The organism is Spirillospora sp. NPDC052269 (assembly GCF_040679435.1).
Lineage (GTDB): Bacteria > Actinomycetota > Actinomycetes > Streptosporangiales > Streptosporangiaceae > Spirillospora.
Genome location: NZ_JBFAUU010000001.1, coordinates 562,251 through 580,159, shown reverse-complemented (window position 1 = coordinate 580,159; position 17,909 = coordinate 562,251). Strand labels below are relative to the sequence as shown.

19 protein-coding genes are annotated in these 17,909 nt (G+C 70.5%); 5 read left to right on the top strand and 14 right to left on the bottom strand.

What is annotated here, in order from left to right; all coding sequences use genetic code 11:
* Positions 1-102 precede the first annotated feature (102 nt).
* The 7 genes from AB0L06_RS02765 to AB0L06_RS02735 form a co-directional block, all read right to left on the bottom strand.
* Complete coding sequence (locus tag AB0L06_RS02765) at positions 103-1,572, bottom strand: PLL family lectin (RefSeq protein WP_500229161.1); 1,470 nt, start codon at positions 1,570-1,572, stop codon at positions 103-105.
* Positions 1,573-1,835: 263 nt separating this feature from the next.
* Positions 1,836-2,825, bottom strand: coding sequence for an ArsR/SmtB family transcription factor (locus AB0L06_RS02760; RefSeq protein WP_500229160.1), 990 nt, complete (start codon positions 2,823-2,825; stop codon positions 1,836-1,838).
* A 293-nt stretch (positions 2,826-3,118) separates the two neighbouring features.
* Positions 3,119-3,307 (bottom strand): DUF397 domain-containing protein, encoded by a 189-nt coding sequence (locus AB0L06_RS02755; RefSeq protein ID WP_500229159.1) that lies wholly within the window; start codon positions 3,305-3,307, stop codon positions 3,119-3,121.
* The gene (locus AB0L06_RS02750) at positions 3,304-3,501 is read right to left on the bottom strand and encodes a DUF397 domain-containing protein (RefSeq protein ID WP_500229158.1); all 198 of its coding nucleotides are present in this window, start codon (positions 3,499-3,501) and stop codon (positions 3,304-3,306) included. The genes AB0L06_RS02755 and AB0L06_RS02750 overlap by 4 nt, the downstream gene beginning before the upstream one ends.
* Positions 3,498-3,695, bottom strand: coding sequence for a DUF397 domain-containing protein (locus AB0L06_RS02745; RefSeq protein WP_500229157.1), 198 nt, complete (start codon positions 3,693-3,695; stop codon positions 3,498-3,500). The genes AB0L06_RS02750 and AB0L06_RS02745 overlap by 4 nt, the downstream gene beginning before the upstream one ends.
* The gene (locus tag AB0L06_RS02740) at positions 3,692-3,886 is read right to left on the bottom strand and encodes a DUF397 domain-containing protein (RefSeq protein ID WP_500229156.1); all 195 of its coding nucleotides are present in this window, start codon (positions 3,884-3,886) and stop codon (positions 3,692-3,694) included. The genes AB0L06_RS02745 and AB0L06_RS02740 overlap by 4 nt, the downstream gene beginning before the upstream one ends.
* Positions 3,883-4,692, bottom strand: a complete 810-nt coding sequence (locus AB0L06_RS02735; protein ID WP_500229155.1) for a helix-turn-helix domain-containing protein — start codon at positions 4,690-4,692, stop codon at positions 3,883-3,885. Before AB0L06_RS02735 ends, AB0L06_RS02740 begins: the two co-directional genes overlap by 4 nt.
* Before the next feature lie 526 nt (positions 4,693-5,218).
* On the opposite strand from AB0L06_RS02735, the gene AB0L06_RS02730 reads away from it, so the two are divergent.
* Positions 5,219-5,587: a hypothetical protein gene (locus tag AB0L06_RS02730; protein ID WP_500229154.1), complete on the top strand. Its 369-nt coding sequence runs from the start codon at positions 5,219-5,221 to the stop codon at positions 5,585-5,587.
* 2 nt (positions 5,588-5,589) lie between these two features.
* Positions 5,590-6,867 (top strand): SGNH/GDSL hydrolase family protein, encoded by a 1,278-nt coding sequence (locus AB0L06_RS02725; protein WP_500229153.1) that lies wholly within the window; start codon positions 5,590-5,592, stop codon positions 6,865-6,867.
* 1 nt (position 6,868) lies between these two features.
* Here the strand turns inward: AB0L06_RS02725 and AB0L06_RS02720 are convergent, their stop codons facing one another.
* Complete coding sequence (locus AB0L06_RS02720) at positions 6,869-7,453, bottom strand: TetR/AcrR family transcriptional regulator (RefSeq protein WP_500229152.1); 585 nt, start codon at positions 7,451-7,453, stop codon at positions 6,869-6,871.
* 47 nt (positions 7,454-7,500) lie between these two features.
* Between AB0L06_RS02720 and AB0L06_RS02715 the strand changes: the two genes are divergently transcribed.
* Complete coding sequence (locus tag AB0L06_RS02715; protein ID WP_500229151.1) at positions 7,501-7,890, top strand: DUF302 domain-containing protein; 390 nt, start codon at positions 7,501-7,503, stop codon at positions 7,888-7,890.
* Positions 7,891-7,897: 7 nt separating this feature from the next.
* Here the strand turns inward: AB0L06_RS02715 and AB0L06_RS02710 are convergent, their stop codons facing one another.
* Positions 7,898-8,668, bottom strand: coding sequence for an SAM-dependent methyltransferase (locus AB0L06_RS02710; protein WP_500229150.1), 771 nt, complete (start codon positions 8,666-8,668; stop codon positions 7,898-7,900).
* Between the two features lie 219 nt (positions 8,669-8,887).
* Here AB0L06_RS02710 and AB0L06_RS02705 point away from each other — a divergent pair, with 219 nt between their 5' ends.
* Positions 8,888-9,943, top strand: a complete 1,056-nt coding sequence (locus tag AB0L06_RS02705; RefSeq protein ID WP_500229149.1) for an AurF N-oxygenase family protein — start codon at positions 8,888-8,890, stop codon at positions 9,941-9,943.
* A gap of 49 nt (positions 9,944-9,992) precedes the next feature.
* On the opposite strand, the gene AB0L06_RS02700 is transcribed toward AB0L06_RS02705, so the two are convergent.
* The 4 genes from AB0L06_RS02700 to hutH all read right to left on the bottom strand — a co-directional run bounded on the left by AB0L06_RS02700 (position 9,993) and on the right by hutH (position 16,013).
* On the bottom strand, positions 9,993-11,354 hold the full coding sequence (locus AB0L06_RS02700; protein ID WP_500229148.1) for a formimidoylglutamate deiminase: 1,362 nt from the start codon (positions 11,352-11,354) through the stop codon (positions 9,993-9,995).
* Positions 11,355-11,363: 9 nt separating this feature from the next.
* Positions 11,364-12,569 (bottom strand): allantoate amidohydrolase, encoded by a 1,206-nt coding sequence (locus tag AB0L06_RS02695; protein ID WP_500229147.1) that lies wholly within the window; start codon positions 12,567-12,569, stop codon positions 11,364-11,366.
* Between the two features lie 162 nt (positions 12,570-12,731).
* Positions 12,732-14,390, bottom strand: a complete 1,659-nt coding sequence (gene hutU / locus AB0L06_RS02690) for a urocanate hydratase (protein WP_500229146.1) — start codon at positions 14,388-14,390, stop codon at positions 12,732-12,734.
* 78 nt (positions 14,391-14,468) lie between these two features.
* A complete protein-coding gene (gene hutH, locus AB0L06_RS02685) occupies positions 14,469-16,013 on the bottom strand; it encodes a histidine ammonia-lyase (protein WP_500229306.1) in 1,545 nt (514 codons plus the stop codon).
* 92 nt (positions 16,014-16,105) lie between these two features.
* Here hutH and AB0L06_RS02680 point away from each other — a divergent pair, with 92 nt between their 5' ends.
* Positions 16,106-16,921 (top strand): IclR family transcriptional regulator, encoded by an 816-nt coding sequence (locus tag AB0L06_RS02680; RefSeq protein ID WP_500229145.1) that lies wholly within the window; start codon positions 16,106-16,108, stop codon positions 16,919-16,921.
* Positions 16,922-16,964: 43 nt separating this feature from the next.
* Here the strand turns inward: AB0L06_RS02680 and AB0L06_RS02675 are convergent, their stop codons facing one another.
* Entirely contained in the window at positions 16,965-17,888 is a 924-nt protein-coding gene (locus AB0L06_RS02675) for an ABC transporter substrate-binding protein (RefSeq protein ID WP_500229144.1), read from the bottom strand.
* Positions 17,889-17,909 lie beyond the last annotated feature (21 nt).

The following is a 17,909-nucleotide window of genomic DNA, read 5'->3' as shown; positions in this document are numbered from 1 at the left end:
CGATCGCCGCAGAGTGAATCTCGATGGCATGACGAACACCAATCTCGAGTAGAGGAAATGCGGCCGACCTGATCCCGGCCACCGAGCTGAGCTCTGCCCCGGCTAGGGCTTGTCAGCGATTTGGTGCCAGCTGTCCCAGGACCCTCCGGCCCAGGAAGTCCTTTGGAAAAGACCACCGGCGGGGCTGGTGCCGAATACGTCCATGCGGTCGTCGCCGGACATGACGACGGTCGGCACGCCGCTGATGCTGCCGCCCAGGCTTTGGGAGTGCCAGCCGTCGTTGTACCAGGACTGGAACAGATCCCCGCCGGGACCGACGTAGAACAGCCGGTCGTATCCCAAGGCATGCACCGCAGCAACACCCGTCCCGGCCTTGGCGGTGATGGGGCCGTTGGTGGTCTTGTCGACGTACCAGCCACCCCAGGAACCATTGGTGTAGTTCCGCTGATAGACCTGACCGGACGAATTCGTCGCGAACACCTTCACCTGGTCGCCCGAGACCGCCGCTGCCGGAGTACCGACGAAATCCCCACCCAAGCTCTGGGAATGCCAGCCCTCGTTGTACCAAGACTGGAACAGATCCCCGCCCGGCCCCACATAGAACAGCCGATACGCGTCCAGCCCGTAAACCGCCGCGACCCCACTCCCCTTCGCCGCAGTGACATTCCCCGACGCAGTCGCATCGTGATACCACGAACCCCACGCCGAATCCGCGTAATGCCGCTGCATCACCTCACCATCGGCATTGGTGGCGAACAAGTCGTACATCGAACCACGATTGATGATCGCCGGAGTACCCACCGACGACCCACCCATGTCCTCCCACGACGACCACGGCCCCGCCGACGGAGACGTGATCTGATACAACCGACCCGACGACCCCGGCTCCACCAAATGGAAGTTCCCGTTCGCGAAAACACCCCACCCCTGCGCCACCGACGTGGACTCTTCGTCGGTGATGGCGTTGTAGCGGATGGGATGGAAGTCCTTCCAGTAATTGTCGGTGGCGCGGACGACTTTTTCGCTGATCGTCCCCTGTGATTCGTCCGCCTCCGCCTCGACGGTGTAGGCGGTGTGGCTGCTGTCCGTCCAACCGGCGAACAGCCCTATGTGTTCGGTATTGGCGTTGTTGAGGACCAGCGCGTCGCCTGGCTTGAGTTCGTCCCAGGAGATCGCATGGGTGAAGTTCTTGAACGCGGGGTCGGCCGGGTCGAAATCCCAGGTCACATACGAGTGCGGCAGGTGCCAGGCCATCGACACGAACCCCGAGCAGTCCTGCCGGTAGCTGCCGTTCTCGTCGCTGTGGCATTTGCCCTGGTCATAGGCCAGGTTCTCGTCCACCCATACCTTGGCGCGCTCGAGTGCCTCGTCACGTGTGACACTGGCCGCCGACGACGTCGAACAGTCCAGCATCGGGACCATCGTCCCGCTGGGGTGGGGCACCGCGGGCTCCTGGGCGTGTGCCGTGGCGCCGGGGCCGAACATGGGGCCGGTCGCGGTGCCGACCGCCGCGCCGGCCACGGTGACCGCCATTGCGGCGGCACGGGCCAGCCTGCGTGATCTGGATTTCACGGTGCCTCCAGGAATCCGTTCGTCGACCGGTCATCGCGGGCCGCATCCCGTTTCGGATTCCCATCCGGTCTCCGGATCCGCGCCGTTCGCCTTTACCGGGAGCGCAGGTGGGCATCACACGCGAATTCACCTCGCGGCGGGACGCGTGTTCAACGGGTCGTGGCTTCTCAACGGCCGGTCCGGTGGGTCTTTGTCGCGGCAGAAGCTACCGACGTCCCCGATCACTGACCACACCATTTCCTCTCCGGGAAATGGTGCGGAGTTCAGCGAGCCGGTCGGTCCTGTGCGAGAAGGCTCGCCCCGAGTTCGCTGACGTGGTGGACGACCGAGGCGCCGTCGCGGCTGCTGGTGATGAGCCCCGCCTCGCGTAGCGCCGTGGCGTGTTTGCTGGCCGCTCCGGGGGTGACGCCGACGCTGGCGGCCAGGACGCTGGTGGTGCGGGGCCGCAGCAGGGCGTGCAGGCACCGTGCCCGTGTGCCGCCCAGCAGTGTCACCAGTGCCTCAGGCGGTGTGCCAAGGGGCCGTCCCCGTTCGGGCGTGGCCGAGTACACCAGCACCGGCGGCAGCTCGCCGTCGATGAGGGCGACCGGAGGTCCCCAGCAGAAGTACGAGGGGATCAGGGTGATCCCGCGCCCGTTCAGCTCGATCGTCCGTTGTTCGGGGTAGTCGGTCTCCAGCACGCGTCCGTCCCAGCCGACCACTCCCGGCAGGCCGGACAGCATGCTCGCCAGCCCGCGATCGGCGGTCTGCTCCATGCGGACGGCTCGGTCGGCGCGGACGGCGGCCTGCACGTGATGCCACCACGGCGAGACCAGCAGTTCATAGCCCCCGCGCACCGCTTCGACCAGAGCCGAAACCTGCCGCCGATCCCCCGCCGCCAAGGACCGCGCCCACGTCGACACCGTGCCGCCGGAGAACGCGGCGGCCAGGTCGCGCCCCAAGCGCCGCCGCGAGGTCGTCGCCAGCGCGGCACAACCGGCGTCGATGTCACTGACCGCCGCTGACGGCGTCAGGAAGTCGGGGAAGTCGCCGCGCACCGGCACCAACTCCCAGAAGGGCCCCAACCGCCCGCACAGGACGCCAGAACGCGACGCGCGTTCTCCCAGCTCCTGACGCCAGGACAGATACCGGGACGGCGGGCGGCGCAGGCGCGCGTGGTGCGCGCTGAGCACCAACTCCCACATCGGATCCGCGGAGGCCGCGATCCGCAGTCGCTGAAGGTCTTCCCGCTGGAACACGATCCGCAAGGCCACCGACCCGCGCCTCTTCCCACTCGCAACCGGGCGGGCAGGTGGTGACCACGGCCGACCGGGCCGTCCCTTCGGACATGGCGCCGTCAGGCGATCGCCGCAGAACCCCCGCCGCCACTCCGACGACAAGGGCATCGTTCCCGTCTCGGCCGGCAAAGGCTAGATCGCCGACCGTTTGCGGTCAAACCACCTCACGCCTTCAATGCCGCGCACCACTCGGACCAGGGGCCCGGGTCAGTCACCCGCCCTGTAGTGGCTCGGGAGTCCTCTGTTGCACGGACGGCTACGGGGGGACCTCACAGAGCATCGCGCTCACCTTTCACACGGGCGAGCAGGAAGGTGACGTCCTCGCGAGAGATATCGAGGTGACCAGCCCGGGGAATCTTGCTGTCACGGATACCCAGGCCGCTCGGCAGCCGAGCCAGCTCAACGCAGTCGGAGTTCTCGTCGTGGCTGTGGCTGGACTTTCGCCAGACGGGGCTCATGCCCCTGACTGTGCGCCGCCATCCGCCTTCATGCAAGCAAGCAGGTCAGCGAACGCACCGGGGGCGAGGGTCAAATGGCCGAACCCAGGGGCCTTGCTGTCGCGAATGGCCAGCTGGCCACGCAGCGCCGCGATCTCGACGCAGTGTCCACCGGCGTCGTCGCTGTGCGACGACTTGCGCCACTGATTACTCATGTCACTGAGTTTGCGCCGCTCGCTCGCCTCACACCAGCGAGCAGGGCGGCGAACTCGTCGTATGGGAGCGAGAGGTGACCGGCCTGGGGGGCCTTGCTGTCGCGGACGCCCAAGCCGGTCGACAGCCGAGCCAGCTCAACGCAGTCGGAGTCCGAGCCATGGCTGTGGCTGGATTTTTGCCAGACGGGGCTCATGCCCCTGACTGTGCGCCACCCTCCGCCTTCACGCAAGCGAGCAGGTCGGCGAACGCACCGGGGGCGAGCTTCAAGTGGCCGACCCCAGGGGCTTTGCTGTCGCGAAGGGCCACCTGCTCATGCAGCGCCGCAACCTCCACGCACTGTCCACCGGCGTCGTCGCTGTGCGACGACTTGCGCCATGAGGTCATTTCACCAGTCCCATCGTGTGCTCGATCAGGGCATATGACTGACTCTCAGAGAAAGCTCGGGCGCTGATGTCGCTGAGCTGCGCACGGGCTTCCTGCACTTCGGGCCTTCTCTCATGGACCCTACCCATTCGTCCCGCCTCGAGATAGGCGACCTCCGCATCCCGTGAATTCATGATCGAGAGGGACCCGGGGATCGCCGACCAGCCTGCGGAGACGGGAAGCACACGAAGGCTCACGTTCGGCCACCGGGAGATCTCCAGCAGGCGAGCGAGCTGCGCTCGCATCACATCGCTTCCGCCCACCTGCCACCAAAGGGCCGGTTGAGCGAGCACCATCCAGAGCTTCGGGGGCTTCGGACGTGTGAGCATCTCCTGACGTGCGAGCCGTTTGGCGACCTCGGCTTCGACATCCTCCACGACTCCGCCCGCCTGGAAGAGTGCGCGCATATAGTCCTCGGTCTGGAAGAGCCCGAAAACCACGTCCGAGTTGAAGCCTTCGATCGTCTCGGCCTTGCTCTCGTGGCGGACGTAGGCGCCGACCCTCGTGTGGTCGTGGCCGTCCGTCGCGTAGTCGTGGAGGGTCGCGAGCAGAGCGCCGGTACTCCATGCCTCGTCCAGTGCGACCAGCTCGCCACGGCGAGGGCGGCGGCGGCCCGCCTCCCAGTTTGAAACATGGGAGCGCGAGACGTTGGCGGTGCGTGCCACCTGTTCGCACGTCCAGCCGTGTTGAACGCGGAGTATCCGCAGCTGAACGGCAATGAGGTCCCACGTTGACGCCTGCGGGTCGAGCGAGTCCATACCGGCCATCGAGTCCGCCCTCCTCGTCCGGTCGGATGTTTCAGTACATCCGAATGCGTAATCACCGTAAGCACGGAGGGTCACGCTCGTCTTGAAATTACACAAAGAGACGAGAGATGAACGGTGGGTGATCTTCATGGGTGGGCGAGCGCGGGATCTTCCGTTTGGCGGGGCTTGTCTTTGGGAGCTGCCGCCCGACGCGTTGGGGGCAGGGCGGGCTCGGGGGCTGGTCGAGTCGACGATGGTCGAGGTCGGGTTCGAGGCGTCCGTGGTCGAGGACGCGGTGCTCGCGGTCAGTGAGCTGGCCACGAACGCTTACCGGCACGCGGGCGGATCCGTCGAACTTTGGGTTTGGGCTCGGACTCGTCCTCGGGCCGAACTTGTCGTGTCCGTCTTCGACGGAAACCGGGTCTCCTTGCCGGAGGTGCATGCCGGTGACCTGCTCGATGAGAGCGGGAAGGGGCTGAGCATCGTCTCGGCGGTCGCTTCGGGGTGGGGGTGTCATCTGTCGCGGTCTCGGCTGGCCCATGCGCCTGTGCTGGGGAAGGTGTCCTGGTTCGTCCTGCCGTTGCCGGAGCGGTGGCCTCGTCCGCCCTGGCGGGTCGCGCCCGGGGTGGCGGCGCGGCGGCTCGTGGAGACACTCGAGTCGCGGGGGCTGAACGCGGAACGGTCCAGTGACGACGCGGGGGTATCCATCGTGTCGCTGGACGGGCTGAACGTGTGGGTCTGTCCGCTCACGTTCTCGTGGCGGGACCGCACCGGGATCTACGTCCGGCACCCGCTGATCGACCTGCAGGAGGCCGGGGAGCGGGTCGTCCGGACGGTGGAGGCGGGGGTTTACCCCACCGCGGATTCTGGGGGTGGCCGCGATGTGCCGGGGGCGGGTGAGGCGGTGGGATGTTGATCATGAACAAATCGATCTATCGCCGGGCGCGGTTGCCCGTGGCGGGAGCGGTCGTCCTCGCGCTGGCCGGTGGGACGGCCACGGCGATCGCCAAGTCTCCCGACAAGACCACGCCCGCCTGGACCCAGAGCTGGGGCGCGGCCCTCCAGCGTCCCGTCGCCGGGGACGAGGATTCCCAGAACTGGTCGACGCAGGGGTTCTCCAAGCAGACGCTTCGGCAAGTGGTGCGGATGAGCACTGGTGGGACTCGGGTTCGGGTGCGGATCTCGAACCTGTACGGCAAGAACGTGCTCAAGGTGGACGGCGCGACCGTCGGCCGGTCGGCGTCCGGCGCGTTGGTGTGGCCGGGCAGCAGCAAGCCGCTGACGTTCGGCGGACGGGCCGCTCCGGTGGTCCGTCCGGGGGCGGAGGCGATCAGCGACCCGGTGTCGTTCAAGACCGCGCCGCTGGAGAAACTCGCGATCACGATGAGGTTCACGGCTCCGACGGGACCCGCCTCGTTCCACCTCGTCGGCAGGCGGGCCTCGTACCTCGCGTCCGGCGACCATCTCAAGGACGACGTCACCCAGGCGTACACGAAGACCACCAACGCGTCCTACTTCCTGTCGGGGGTCGACGTCGCCGGAGGCAAGAGCACCGGGACCGTCGTGGCGTTCGGGGACTCGCTCATCGACGGCGTCGGGTCCACCACCGACGCGGACGCGTCCCTGCCCGACCTGCTGGCGAACCGGCTGGCCGGGGCATCGCGCCCGCTCGGCGTGGTGAACGCGGGCATCGGCGGGAACCAGCTGCTCTACAGCACCTCGTGCGCCGGGGACAAGGCCGTGGGACGCTTCCAGCGGGACGTCCTCGACCGGCCCGGCGTGCGCGCCGTCATCGTCCACCTCGGGGCGAACGACATCCGGGAATCCCCCGGGGACCCCTGCCTGAACCCGGCCGGTCCGCCGACGGCGCAGCAGATCATCGACGGGCAGCAGCAGCTGGTGAAGGCCGCGCACGCGCACGGGATCAAGGTCGTCGGCGCGACGATCACGCCGATGCGGTCGGCCCTGTTCCCGATCTGGTCGCCGAGGGTCGAGAAGGCGCGGGTCGCGATCAACAAGTGGGTCCGGACGAGCGGCACGTTCGACGCCGTCCTGGACGTGGACCGGGCGATGGCCGATCCGGCCGCCCCCGACCGTCCGCTGACCGCGTACGTGTTCCAGGACGGCCTGCACCCGAACGACACGGGCTACCAGGCGATCTTCCGCGCGCTCGACCTGAACCGGCTGGCCCGCTGAGTCAGCGGGACACCGGGACGGCCGCGTTGATGAGCTGCTCGGCGGTGAAGTGGGCCTTGCCGAAGGCCTCCTCGACGTTGCCGAGCGAGTTGGTGGAGATCGCGCCCTCGTAGACGAGGAGCAGCTGGTCGGTGAGGAGTTCGGGATCGGGGGTCCCGCTCTCCTCGGCCAGCTGGAACACGCAGTCGCGCAGGGCGGCCTTGTACGCGTGGACGATCGCGCGCGCCGGGTGGTTCGGCTCGGCGAGTTCGGCCAGGGCGTTCACGAACGAGCACCCGCGGAAGCGGGACTCGGACCCGGCCCATCCGCTGAGTGCGTCGAACACGGCGAGCAGGCGTCCGCGGGGGTCGTCCGCGGCGTCGATGGCCCGCTGGAGGCGGAGCTGCCAGCGGGTCTCGCGGCCCTCCAGGTAGGCGATGATCAGGGCCTGCTTGCCGCCGAAGTGCTTGTAGAAGGTCATCCGCGCGACCCCGGCGGACTCGATCACCGCGTCCACGCCGGTCGAGTTGATGCCGTGCTCGTAGAAGAGCTCGTCGGCGGCGTCGAGGATACGGCGGCGGGCGGGGGGCTTGCTGTCGTCGGCCATGTGCTAGGACTGTACAGAACGTTCTGTCTACCCTCAAGGGGGACATCGTGGACTACAGCATGAACGTCCGGGTTCCGGAGCCGTTCGCGCAGGTCGTCGACCGGGTGCGGGCCGTCCTGAAGGACCAGGGCTTCGGGGTGCTGACCGAGATCGACGTCCGGGCCACGCTGCGGGAGAAGATCGGCGAGGAGATCGAGGAGTACCTGATCCTCGGCGCGTGCAACCCGGTCCTCGCGCACCGCGCGCTGGAGGTCGACCGCCGGATCGGACTTCTCCTTCCCTGCAACGTGACCGTGCGCGCGGACGGTGACGGGACCATCGTCGAGGCGCTGAACCCGCAGACCATGGTCGGGCTGACCGTGCTTCCCGAGCTCCAGCCCGTCGCGGACGAGGCGACCCGCCGCCTCACCACGGCGCTCGCGGCCCTCGCGCCCTGAACGGAGATCAACCGACTGGTGCGACACCGCCGAGGAGGCGGAGGCGGGCAGGGGCGAGACGTTCGGCCGGACGCCAGTCCTGGACGTCCACGAGGCCGGGGGCGATCAGCGGACGGCCGCCGAACAGCGCCTCGATCTCGGTGCGCGGACGCAGGTACAGCGGCGCGGGCGCGTTGGCGTACGTCTCGTGGATCGCGGCGCGGAGTTCGGGCGTGGTCGATTCGTCCGTCACGTGCGAGATGACCAGGTGGCTGCCGGGCGCGACGGACGCGAGCAGGGTTTCGACCAGGCCGGACGGCCCGTCGGCGTCCGCGACGAAGTGCAGGACGGCCACCAGCAGCACCGCCACCGGACGGTCAAGGTCGAGCAGCGCGAGCGCCGGGTCGGCGAGGAGCGCGGCGGGGTCGCGGACGTCGGCGTGCACGAACGCTGTGCGGTCGTCGCCGGACAGCAGCGCGTTGGCCTGCTCCAGGACGGTGGCGTCGTTGTCGGCGTAGACGACGCGGGCGTCCGGATTCACCGACTGCGCGACGTGGTGGACGTTCTCGGCGGTCGGCAGGCCGGAGCCGATGTCGAGGAACTGGTCGACACCGAGGCCCGCGAGGTGCCGGACGGCGCGTCCGAGGAAGTCGCGGTTGCGGCGGGGCGACTCGCGCGCGTCCGGCTCGACCTTCAAAACAGCCTCGGCGGCGGCGCGGTCGATGTCCAGGTGATCATGGCCGCCGAGCAGGTAGTCGTACACGCGCGCGGGCGACGGACGGGCCGTGTCGGGCGTCATGGACGGTGATCCTCACACGGGTGGGCGGGGCCGGTGCAGCGGCGTGGCCGGTGTTGGACAGGGTGTTGGTAAGGGCTTGATTGCGCACCTCGCGGGCCGGGAGGCCGTGGCGGGGCGATCACGGACGGTTGACCCGACGGCGGGCGGGTTCCTAGGTTGACTTTGAAAGAAAGATTCAGTCACGCCGATTGACACGTCACTTCTTGACCGAGGGACGGAATGACTGTCACTGATCTCGATTACGAGAAGGCCCTGCGAAGGCTGTCCAAGGCGTCCGTCGAAAAGCACTGGGAACCGTTCCGCGACATTCCCTGGGACGATCCCGGGCACGCGATCGATCCCGAGGATCCGCGCTGGGAACTGCCGCGCGCCGATCCGCTGTCAGCGCATCCGTGGTACCGGTCGCTGCCGCCGGAGAAACGGGCCCGGCTCGGGCTGTACCGGCAGGCGAACGTCGCCAAGGTCGGGATGCAGTTCGAGAACCTGCTGAACAGAGGGCTGCTGGCGTTCGCCTGGCGGCTGCCGAACGGATCGGCGGAGTTCCGGTACGTCTACCACGAGATGATCGAGGAGGGTCATCACGGGCTGATGTTCCAGGAGTTCGTCGACCGCAGCGGAATGGACGCCCCGGGAATGTCGCGGATGTTCCGGTGGATCGGCGAATCGGTTCCGGTGTTCGGCGCGGTCGCGCCCGCATTGTTCTTCTTCGGCGTTCTCGCGGGCGAGGAACCCATCGACCACATGCAGCGGCGGGTGCTGCGCGAAGGCGAGGACGGCCATCCGCTCATCACCCGGATCATGGCCATCCACGTGGCGGAGGAGGCCCGGCACATCTCGTTCGGACGCAGATACCTCCGGTACCACGTGCCGCGCATGACGGCCCCTTCGCGGTTCCTGCTGAGCCTCGGCGTCCCGCCGACGGCGAAGATGATGGCGGTCGTCATCCTCACCCCGCCGCCCGCGATGGCCCGGCGGTTCGGCATCCCGAAACCCGTGATGCGGCAGGCGTACTGGCGGTCCGACGCGTCCAGGGACACCATCGCGGACGCCGTGGCGGGCCTCCGCGGCCTCTGCGCCGAGGTCGGCCTCATCAACCCCGTCAGCAAGCGGCTGTGGCGGGCGCTCGGGATCTGGCGCGACGGGGCGGGGGCGTCGTCGCGCCAGACCCGGGCGGACCGCACCGGGCCGACGACACGTCAAAGCCCGTCGGCGCGGGAGGCCAGGGCGGCGAAGTGGCGGAGGCAGGTGGAGATAGCGCCGCTGCCCGACCTCTAGGCGCGCCGCGAAGCGCGCCGCCGCCCGGCCTCCAGGCGGGCCGCCGCTCCTAGACCGGCGGCGGCTCGTCGCTGGTGACGGCGGCGATGGTGTCGCGGAGCAGGGCGGGGACGTCGGGGACGAGCACGTGGCGGCCGTCCTCGACGACCTGCCGGCCCGAGACCACGACGTGCCGGACATCGGCGGCGGTGGCGGCGAACACGGCCGTCTCCGCCGCGAAGGCCGGGCCCGCGCCCGCCGTGCGCGGCGAGTCGAGCGCGATCGTGGTCAGGTCGGCGTACGCGCCGGGTTCGAGCCGTCCCGCCTCGGGCCAGCCGAGCGCCGAGTGCCCGTTCCAGGTCGCGGTGGCGAGCAGCTCGTGCGCCGTCCAGTGGCCGCGGACGCGGGTGCGGAGCCGCTCGTCCAGCTCGACGGCGCGGGCCTCCTCGAGGATGTCGATGACGGCGTGCTGGTCGGACCCGAGGTTGATCGAGGAGCCCGCGTGGTGCAGGTCGCGGGCGGGCCCGATGCCGTCGGCGAGGTCGCGTTCGGTGGTCGGGCACATGCACACGCCGGTCATGGTCGCGCCGAGGAGCCCGATGTCGTCGGGCGTCAGGTGCGTCGCGTGGACGGCCGTGGTGAGCGGCCCGAGCGCGCCGCACTCGGCGAGCAGCTTCGTCGGCGTCATCCCGTACGCGTCGAGGCACGCCTCGTTCTCCGCGGGCTGCTCCGACAGGTGGACGTGCAGGGGCGCGCCCCGCTCCTTCGCCCACGTCGACACGGCCCGCATCTGCTCGCGCGGGACGGCCCGAACCGAATGGATCGCCGCCCCCACGCGCGCATGAGGACGGGCCCCCTTGTCGTTCTGTTCGTAAAGGGAGTCCACGCGCCGTGCCCAGTCCCCCGCCGAACCGTCGCCGAAGCGGAGCTGGGCGCCCGCCAAGGGCTGCCCGAGACCGCCGGTTAGGTAGCAGGTGTCGAGCAGCGTGATGCGGATGCCGGCCGCCTGGGCGGCGTCGATGAGCGCCTCACCCATAGCGTTCGGCTCGTCGTAGGGGGCACCGCCGGGACGGTGGTGCAGGTAGTGGAACTCGCCCACGCAACTGACCCCGGCCAGCGCCATTTCGGCGAACACGGCCGTGGCGAGCGCACGGTAGGAGTCGGGGTCGAGGCGCTCGGCGACCTTGTACATGGTCTCGCGCCACGTCCAGAAGGTGCCGCGGTCGGCTTGGACGCGGCCGCGGAGCGCACGGTGGAAGGCGTGGGAGTGCGCGTTGGCCAGGCCCGGGAGGGTGAGGCCGCGCAGGCGCGGGGCGTCCGGCGGGGCCGGGACGCCTCGGGTGATGCCGCTGATCCGCTCGCCGTCGGCCTCGATGAGGACGTCGGCGGCGACGTCGTCTCCGAGCCAGGCGTACTCGGCGTGCCATCGCATACTGGTTCCCTACCCCCGGACCAGGTCGGCCAGTACCGAGGCGAGGGCTTCCACGCCTTGGAGGCAGTCGGGCATCTCGGCGAATTCGGAGGGGGCGTGCGACACACCCGTCGGATTCCGGACGAAAAGCATCGCCGTCGGGATCACCGCCGAGAGGACGCCCGCGTCGTGCCCCGCGCCCGTCGGCAGGACGGGCACGCCGCCCAGCGCCTTCACCACGCGGTCACGGAGCCCGAGGTTGAAGTCGACGACCTCGGTGTAGGACTCCTCGGTCAGCTCGACCGCGACACCGTGCCCCTCACCGGCCGAGCGCGCATGTTCGAGCACGTCGGAGACCGTCGCGCGGACGGCCCGCTCGTCCGGTCCCCGGCTGTCGAGCCAGGCGGCGACGGCGGACGGGATCGCGTTCACCCCGCCCGGCACCACCTTCACCTTCCCGACCGTGGCGACGCTGTCGTGCCGCTCCGCGGCGGCGCGCGCGGCGAGGACGGTCGACGCGAACGGCAGCATCGGGTCGCGCCGGTCGATCAGGCGGGTCGTCCCGGCGTGGTTGCCCTCGCCGGTGAAGTCCAGCCGCCACCGGCCGTGCGGGACGATCGCGGACGCCACGCCGACCGGCGTCTCGGCGGCCAGCGCGCGTCCCTGCTCGACGTGCAGCTCGATGTAGCAGTCGACACGCGAGAGCAGGGCGTCGTCGCGTCCGATCCCGGCCGGGTCCACGCCGTTCTCTGCCGCGACCTCGGCGAACGTGCGTCCCGCGCCGTCGGTCAACGCGCGCGCACGAGCCGGGTCGATCGCACCCGACAGCAGCCGGGAGCCGAGGCACGCGACGCCGAACCGGGCGCCCTCCTCCTCGGCGAACGCGGCGACACCCAGCGGACGCGTCGGCTCGACCCCCCGCGCGCGCAGGAGGTCGATCGCCGCGAACGCCGACACGACGCCGAGCGGCCCGTCGAACGCGCCACCGCCCGGCACCGAGTCGAGGTGGCTCCCGGTCAGGACGGCGCCGTCACGCCGTCCGTCCGCCGGATACCACCAGGCGAACAGGTTGCCGTTCCCGTCGCTCTCGACCGCAAGCGAACGGGCACGGGCCTCGTCGAGGAACCAGGCGCGGCACTCCAGCTCGGACGGCGTCCACACGAAACGGTCGTAGCCGCCACTGCCTGCGTCGCGTCCGACGGGCAGCAGCGCCGCCCACATCTCCTCGAAACTCAACCCGTTCTCCTCACAAACGACCAGTACACGCGCATCGAACCCGGTTCCCCGCAGGGACCCCAACCCCACGCGAGGGCTCAGCCCAGTAGAGGTTTGCCCTCACACAGAGGCTTGCCTCACGCAGAGGCCTACCCTCGCGCGGGCCCCGCTCTCGCGCCCGGGTCAGTTCTCGCGCATCGGGATGCGGACGCCGCGCTCGTCGGCGACCTCCTCGGCGCGCTCGTAGCCCGCGTCCACGTGCCGCATGACGCCCGTCCCCGGGTCGTTGGTCAGCACGCGCTGCAGCTTCTCGCCCGCGAGGGCCGTGCCGTCCGCGACGCAGACCTGGCCCGCGTGGATGGACCGGCCGATGCCGACGCCGCCGCCGTGGTGGATCGACACCCACGTCGCGCCGGACGAGGTGTTGAGCATGGCGTTCAGCAGCGGCCAGTCGGCGATCGCGTCCGAGCCGTCCTTCATGCCCTCGGTCTCGCGGTACGGGGACGCGACCGAACCGCAGTCCAGGTGGTCGCGGCCGAGCGCGAGCGGCGCGCTGATCTCGCCGCGCGCGACGAGGTCGTTGAAGACCGCGCCGGCCTTGTCGCGCTCGCCGTAGCCGAGCCAGCAGATCCGCGACGGCAGGCCCTGGAAGTGGACCTTCTCGCCCGCCATCTTGATCCACCGGGTGAGGTGCTCGTCCTCCGGGAACAGGTCGAGGATCGCCTTGTCGGTGCGCGCGATGTCCTTCGGGTCGCCCGACAGCGCCGCCCAGCGGAACGGGCCCTTGCCCTCGGCGAACAGCGGGCGGATGTAGGCCGGGACGAACCCGGGGAACGCGAACGCGCGGCCGTACCCGGCGAGCTGCGCCTCACCGCGGATCGAGTTGCCGTAGTCGAAGACCTCGGCGCCCGCGTCCATGAACCCGACCATGGCCTCGACGTGCTTGGCCATCGACTGGCGGGCGCGGTCGGTGAAGCCCTGCGGGTCCTTGTCGCGCTCGGCGTCCCAGTCCTCGAACGCCACGCCGGACGGCAGGTACGCGAGCGGGTCGTGCGCGCTGGTCTGGTCGGTGACGATGTCGATCGGCGCGCCCCGGCGCAGCAGCTCGGGGACGACGTCGGCGGCGTTGCCGAGCAGGCCGATCGACAGCGGCTCGCGCTTGTCGCGGGCCTCGACGGCCAGGCGCAGCGCATCGTCCAGCGAGTCGGCGCTGACGTCGCAGTAGCGGTGCTCGACGCGCCGGTCGATCCGGGACGGGTCGACCTCGACGCAGATCGCGACGCCGCCGTTCATCGTCACCGCGAGCGGCTGCGCGCCGCCCATCCCGCCGAGCCCGGCGGTCAGCGTGATCGTCCCGGCGAGCGTGCCGCCGAAGCGCTTGGCCGCGACGGCCGCGAACGTCTCGTAGGTGCCCTGGAGGATGCCCTGCGTGCCGATGTAGATCCACGAACCGGCGGTCATCTGCCCGTACATGGTGAGGCCCTCGGCCTCCAGGCGGCGGAACTCGTCCCAGTTCGCCCACTGCGGGACGAGGTTGGAGTTCGCGATGAGGACGCGCGGCGCCCACTCGTGCGTGCGGAAGATCCCGACCGGCTTGCCGGACTGGACGAGCAGCGTCTCGTCCCCGTCCAGGGACTCCAGCGAACGGACGATCCCGTCGAAGGAGTTCCAGTCGCGGGCGGCCTTGCCGGTGCCCCCGTACACGACGAGCTTGTCGGGGTGCTCGGCGACCTCGGGGTCCAGGTTGTTCTGGAGCATGCGGAGGGCGGCCTCCTGCGGCCAGCCCTTGGTGGTGGTGAGCTGCGTCCCGCGCGGTGCGCGGACGGGGCGGGGACCGGACATGAGGGTTCTCCTCGGAAAAGACGGGTCGCGCGCGGTCGCCGCGCGCGGACGGTCAGGTCGGTCAAGCAGGGCGTGCGGTCAGGCGAGCGGACCGGTGACGGACTCGGCGGCGGCGACGAGCGAGCCGTCCCGCACCAGCTCCGTGGCGGCGGCGATCTCCGGCGCGAGGTGCCGGTCCGGGCCGGGGCCCGGGACGCGCTCGCGCAGCCTCGCCACGACCGCGCCCGTCGCCGGGCCCGGACGCAGCGGCGGACGCAGTTCCAGCGCCCGGGCCGCGGCCATGATCTCGATGGCGATGACCTGGGTCAGGCCGTCCACCGCCCTGCGCAGCTTGCGCGCGGCGTTCCAGCCCATCGACACGTGGTCCTCCTGCATCGCCGAGCTCGGGATCGAGTCGGCCGAGGACGGCACCGCGTGCCGCTTGAGGTCGCTGACGATCGCGGCCTGCGTGTACTGCGCGATCATGAGGCCGGAGTCCACGCCCGGGTCGTCGGCGAGGAACGGCGGCAGCCCGAACGAGCGGGCCTTGTCGAGCAGCCGGTCGGTGCGGCGCTCCGACATCGACGCCACGTCCGCCGCCGGGACGGCCAGGAAGTCCAGCACGTACGCGACCGGCGCGCCGTGGAAGTTGCCGTTCGACTCGACCCGCCCGTCCGGCAGGACGACCGGGTTGTCGACGGCCGAGGCCAGCTCGCGGGACGCGACCAGCTCGGCGTGGGTGAGGGTGTCGCGGGCCGCGCCGTTCACCTGCGGGGCGCAGCGCAGCGAGTAGGCGTCCTGGACGCGGGTGCAGTCCGGACCGCGGTGCGACGCCATGATCGGCGAGTCGGCGAGCAGCGCCCGCAGGTTCGCGGCCGAGACGCCCTGGCCCGGGTGCGGGCGCAGCGCCTGCAGGTCGGCGGCGAACACCCGGTCGGTGCCGAGCAGCGCCTCCACGGTCATCGCCGCGGCGAGGTCGGCCGCGGTGAACAGCTTCCGCAGGTCCATGATGGCCATGACCAGCATGCCGAGCATGCCGTCCGTGCCGTTCAGGAGGGCCAGGCCCTCCTTCGCGCCGAGCGTGACCGGCTCGATCCCGGCCTCGGCCAGCGCGTCCGCGGCGTCCCGCAACTCGCCCTTGGCGTCCCGGACCTGGCCCTCGCCGATCAGCGCGAGCGCGCAGTGCGCCAGCGGCGCGAGGTCACCGGAGCAGCCCAGGCTGCCGTGCTCGTGGACGATCGGGGTGATCCCCGCGTTCAGCAGCTCCGCGAACGCCTGCGCCGTCGCGGGCTGGACGCCCGTCCGGCCGGTCGCCAGCGTGTGCAGGCGCAGCAGCATCAGCGCCCGGACGACCTCCCGCTCGACCTCCGGGCCCGACCCGGCGGCGTGCGACCGCACGATGTTCAGCTGGAGCTGCGCGCGCAGCTCCGGCGCGATGTGCCGGGTCGCGAGCGCGCCGAACCCCGTGGAGACCCCGTAGACCGGCGTCGGACGGGAGGCCAGCTCCTCGATCGCGGCCCGCGACTCGGTGATCGCCTTCAGCGCCTCGCCGGTCAGCGTGACCCGTGCGCCGTCCCGGGCCACCGCGATGACCTCCGCGAAGGTCAGCGGTTCCGGTCCGACCTGGATGCCTGTGTCCCCCATGCCGAAACTCATACCCCCATTGCAGCGCGCGGACCGCCCCCTGGGCGACCCGCGCGCGGCCCCTACTGTCTCAGATACGAGACAATGGCCGGATGACCGTAAACCCCAGGTCAGGCGACATCCCAGCGGGCCCCGCGCCACGCGGCGGAGGCCAGGTCCCGGCCGCGCGGCGCGCGCTCGCCGTGCTCCGGCTGCTCGCCGAGTCCGCGGGCCCGCTGCCCGCCTCCGCCATCGCCGGACGGCTCGGACTGCCCAGGTCGTCCGCCTACCACCTGCTCACGGCCATGGCCGAGGACGGCTTCGTCTCCTACGTCCCCGAGGACCGCCGCTGGGGCCTCGGCGTCGCCGCCTTCGAGATCGGCTCCGCCTACCTGCGGCACGGCCCCCTCGAACGCCTCGCCCGCCCCCTGCTGCGCCGCCTGGTCGACCGCACCGGCGACGTCGCCCAGCTCGGCGTCCTGCACGGCGCCGAGGTCCTCTACCTGCTGAAGGAGCAGCCCGCGCGGCGGCAGGCCCCGCTGGTCACCGACGTCGGCGTCCGGCTGCCCGCCCAGCTCACCGCGAGCGGCCTGTCGATGCTCGCCCACCTGCCCGCCGCGCAGGTCCGCGCCCTGTTCCCCGGCCCGCTCGTGGACCGCACCGGCCGCGGCCCCACGTCCCTGCGCGAGCTGCGGCGCGTCCTGTCCGCGGACGCCCGGCGCGGCTGGTCCGCCGAGGACGGCCAGGTCACCGAGGGCTACGCGTCCATCGCGGCCTGCTCGTTCGACCACACCGGCCATCCGACCGCCGCGATCACCGTCACCTTCCGCCGCGAGACCCGCGAGGACGACACCTGGCCGGACCTCGCCGCCGAGGTCCGCCGCACCGCCGCCGACCTCACCACCCGCCTCGGCGGGCGGCAGCAATGAGAAAAGGCCCGCACAAAGCGTGCGGGCCTGTTTCTCAGGTGTTTCAGGAAGTGATACCGGCCTTCTTCAGCCAGTCCTTGGCGACGTCACGCGGCTCGGCCTTGTCGACGCTCATCTTGCTGTTCATCTCCAGGAGGTCCTGGGTCGTCAGTTTGGCGGCGATCGCGTTCAGAACGCCCTGGGCGTCCGCGCCGACCTTGGCGCGGTAGATCAGCGGAGTGACGTTCTGAGCAGGGAAAACGTTCTTCGGGTCTTCCAGCGCGACGAACCCGTTCTTGGTGATCGCGGCGTCGGTGGAGAACAGGTTAGCTGCCTGAATGGCATTCTGCTTCAGGCGGGCGACGGTGATCGGGCCGGCGGTGTCGAGGGACTTGAATTCCTTGAACTCAATGCCGTACTTCTGCTTGATGCCGACCAGACCGGACACGCGGGTCTTGAACTCGGACGGGCCGCCGAAGACGATGTTTCCCGCGACCGGCTTGAGGTCGGCGATCGTCTTGAGGTGGTCCTTGTCGGCGGTCTCCTTGGTGACGACGACCGAGTCCTTGTCCTCGGCCTTGGCCGAGTTGAGGACGCTGAGCGAGGACGGGAGCTTCTGACCGAGGGCCGAGTTGACCTCTTCGGTCGTCGCGGCGGTCGCCTTCGGGTCGACGTGCAGCAGCAGGTTGCCGTTGTACTCGGGGACGATCGCGAGCTGGCCGGACTGGATGGCCTTGAAGTAGGCCTCGCGCGTGCCGGCGACCTTGGTCTCGGCCTTGATGCCCTTGGCGCTGAGCGCCTGGGCGTAGACCTCGCCGAGGGCCTGGCTCTCGGGGAAGTCGGCGGTGCCGATCACCAGGGTGCCGCCACCGCCGCCGCCGGACTTGCCGCCGAGCGGGTTCTTGTCATCGCCGCCGCCGCCACCGCAGGCCGACAGCGCCAGCGCGCCCACGAGCAGCACGGTCGCACCGCGCATCTTGGAGAACATCCGAACAGTCCTTTCGGCCAC

Excerpts from the sequence above, each read along its gene's own strand:
- AB0L06_RS02755 (WP_500229159.1), bottom strand. The coding sequence starts at position 3,307 with ATGAGCCCCGTCTGGCGAAAGTCCAGCCACAGCCACGACGAGAACTCC.
- AB0L06_RS02750 (WP_500229158.1), bottom strand. The coding sequence starts at position 3,501 with ATGAGTAATCAGTGGCGCAAGTCGTCGCACAGCGACGACGCCGGTGGA.
- AB0L06_RS02745 (WP_500229157.1), bottom strand. The coding sequence starts at position 3,695 with ATGAGCCCCGTCTGGCAAAAATCCAGCCACAGCCATGGCTCGGACTCC.
- AB0L06_RS02740 (WP_500229156.1), bottom strand. The coding sequence starts at position 3,886 with ATGACCTCATGGCGCAAGTCGTCGCACAGCGACGACGCCGGTGGACAG.
- AB0L06_RS02735 (WP_500229155.1), bottom strand. The coding sequence starts at position 4,692 with ATGGCCGGTATGGACTCGCTCGACCCGCAGGCGTCAACGTGGGACCTC.
- AB0L06_RS02725 (WP_500229153.1), top strand. The coding sequence starts at position 5,590 with ATGAACAAATCGATCTATCGCCGGGCGCGGTTGCCCGTGGCGGGAGCG.
- AB0L06_RS02720 (WP_500229152.1), bottom strand. The coding sequence starts at position 7,453 with ATGGCCGACGACAGCAAGCCCCCCGCCCGCCGCCGTATCCTCGACGCC.
- AB0L06_RS02710 (WP_500229150.1), bottom strand. The coding sequence starts at position 8,668 with ATGACGCCCGACACGGCCCGTCCGTCGCCCGCGCGCGTGTACGACTAC.
- AB0L06_RS02705 (WP_500229149.1), top strand. The coding sequence starts at position 8,888 with ATGACTGTCACTGATCTCGATTACGAGAAGGCCCTGCGAAGGCTGTCC.
- AB0L06_RS02700 (WP_500229148.1), bottom strand. The coding sequence starts at position 11,354 with ATGCGATGGCACGCCGAGTACGCCTGGCTCGGAGACGACGTCGCCGCC.
- hutU (WP_500229146.1), bottom strand. The coding sequence starts at position 14,390 with ATGTCCGGTCCCCGCCCCGTCCGCGCACCGCGCGGGACGCAGCTCACC.
- hutH (WP_500229306.1), bottom strand. The coding sequence starts at position 16,013 with ATGGGGGACACAGGCATCCAGGTCGGACCGGAACCGCTGACCTTCGCG.
- AB0L06_RS02680 (WP_500229145.1), top strand. The coding sequence starts at position 16,106 with ATGACCGTAAACCCCAGGTCAGGCGACATCCCAGCGGGCCCCGCGCCA.
- AB0L06_RS02675 (WP_500229144.1), bottom strand. The coding sequence starts at position 17,888 with ATGTTCTCCAAGATGCGCGGTGCGACCGTGCTGCTCGTGGGCGCGCTG.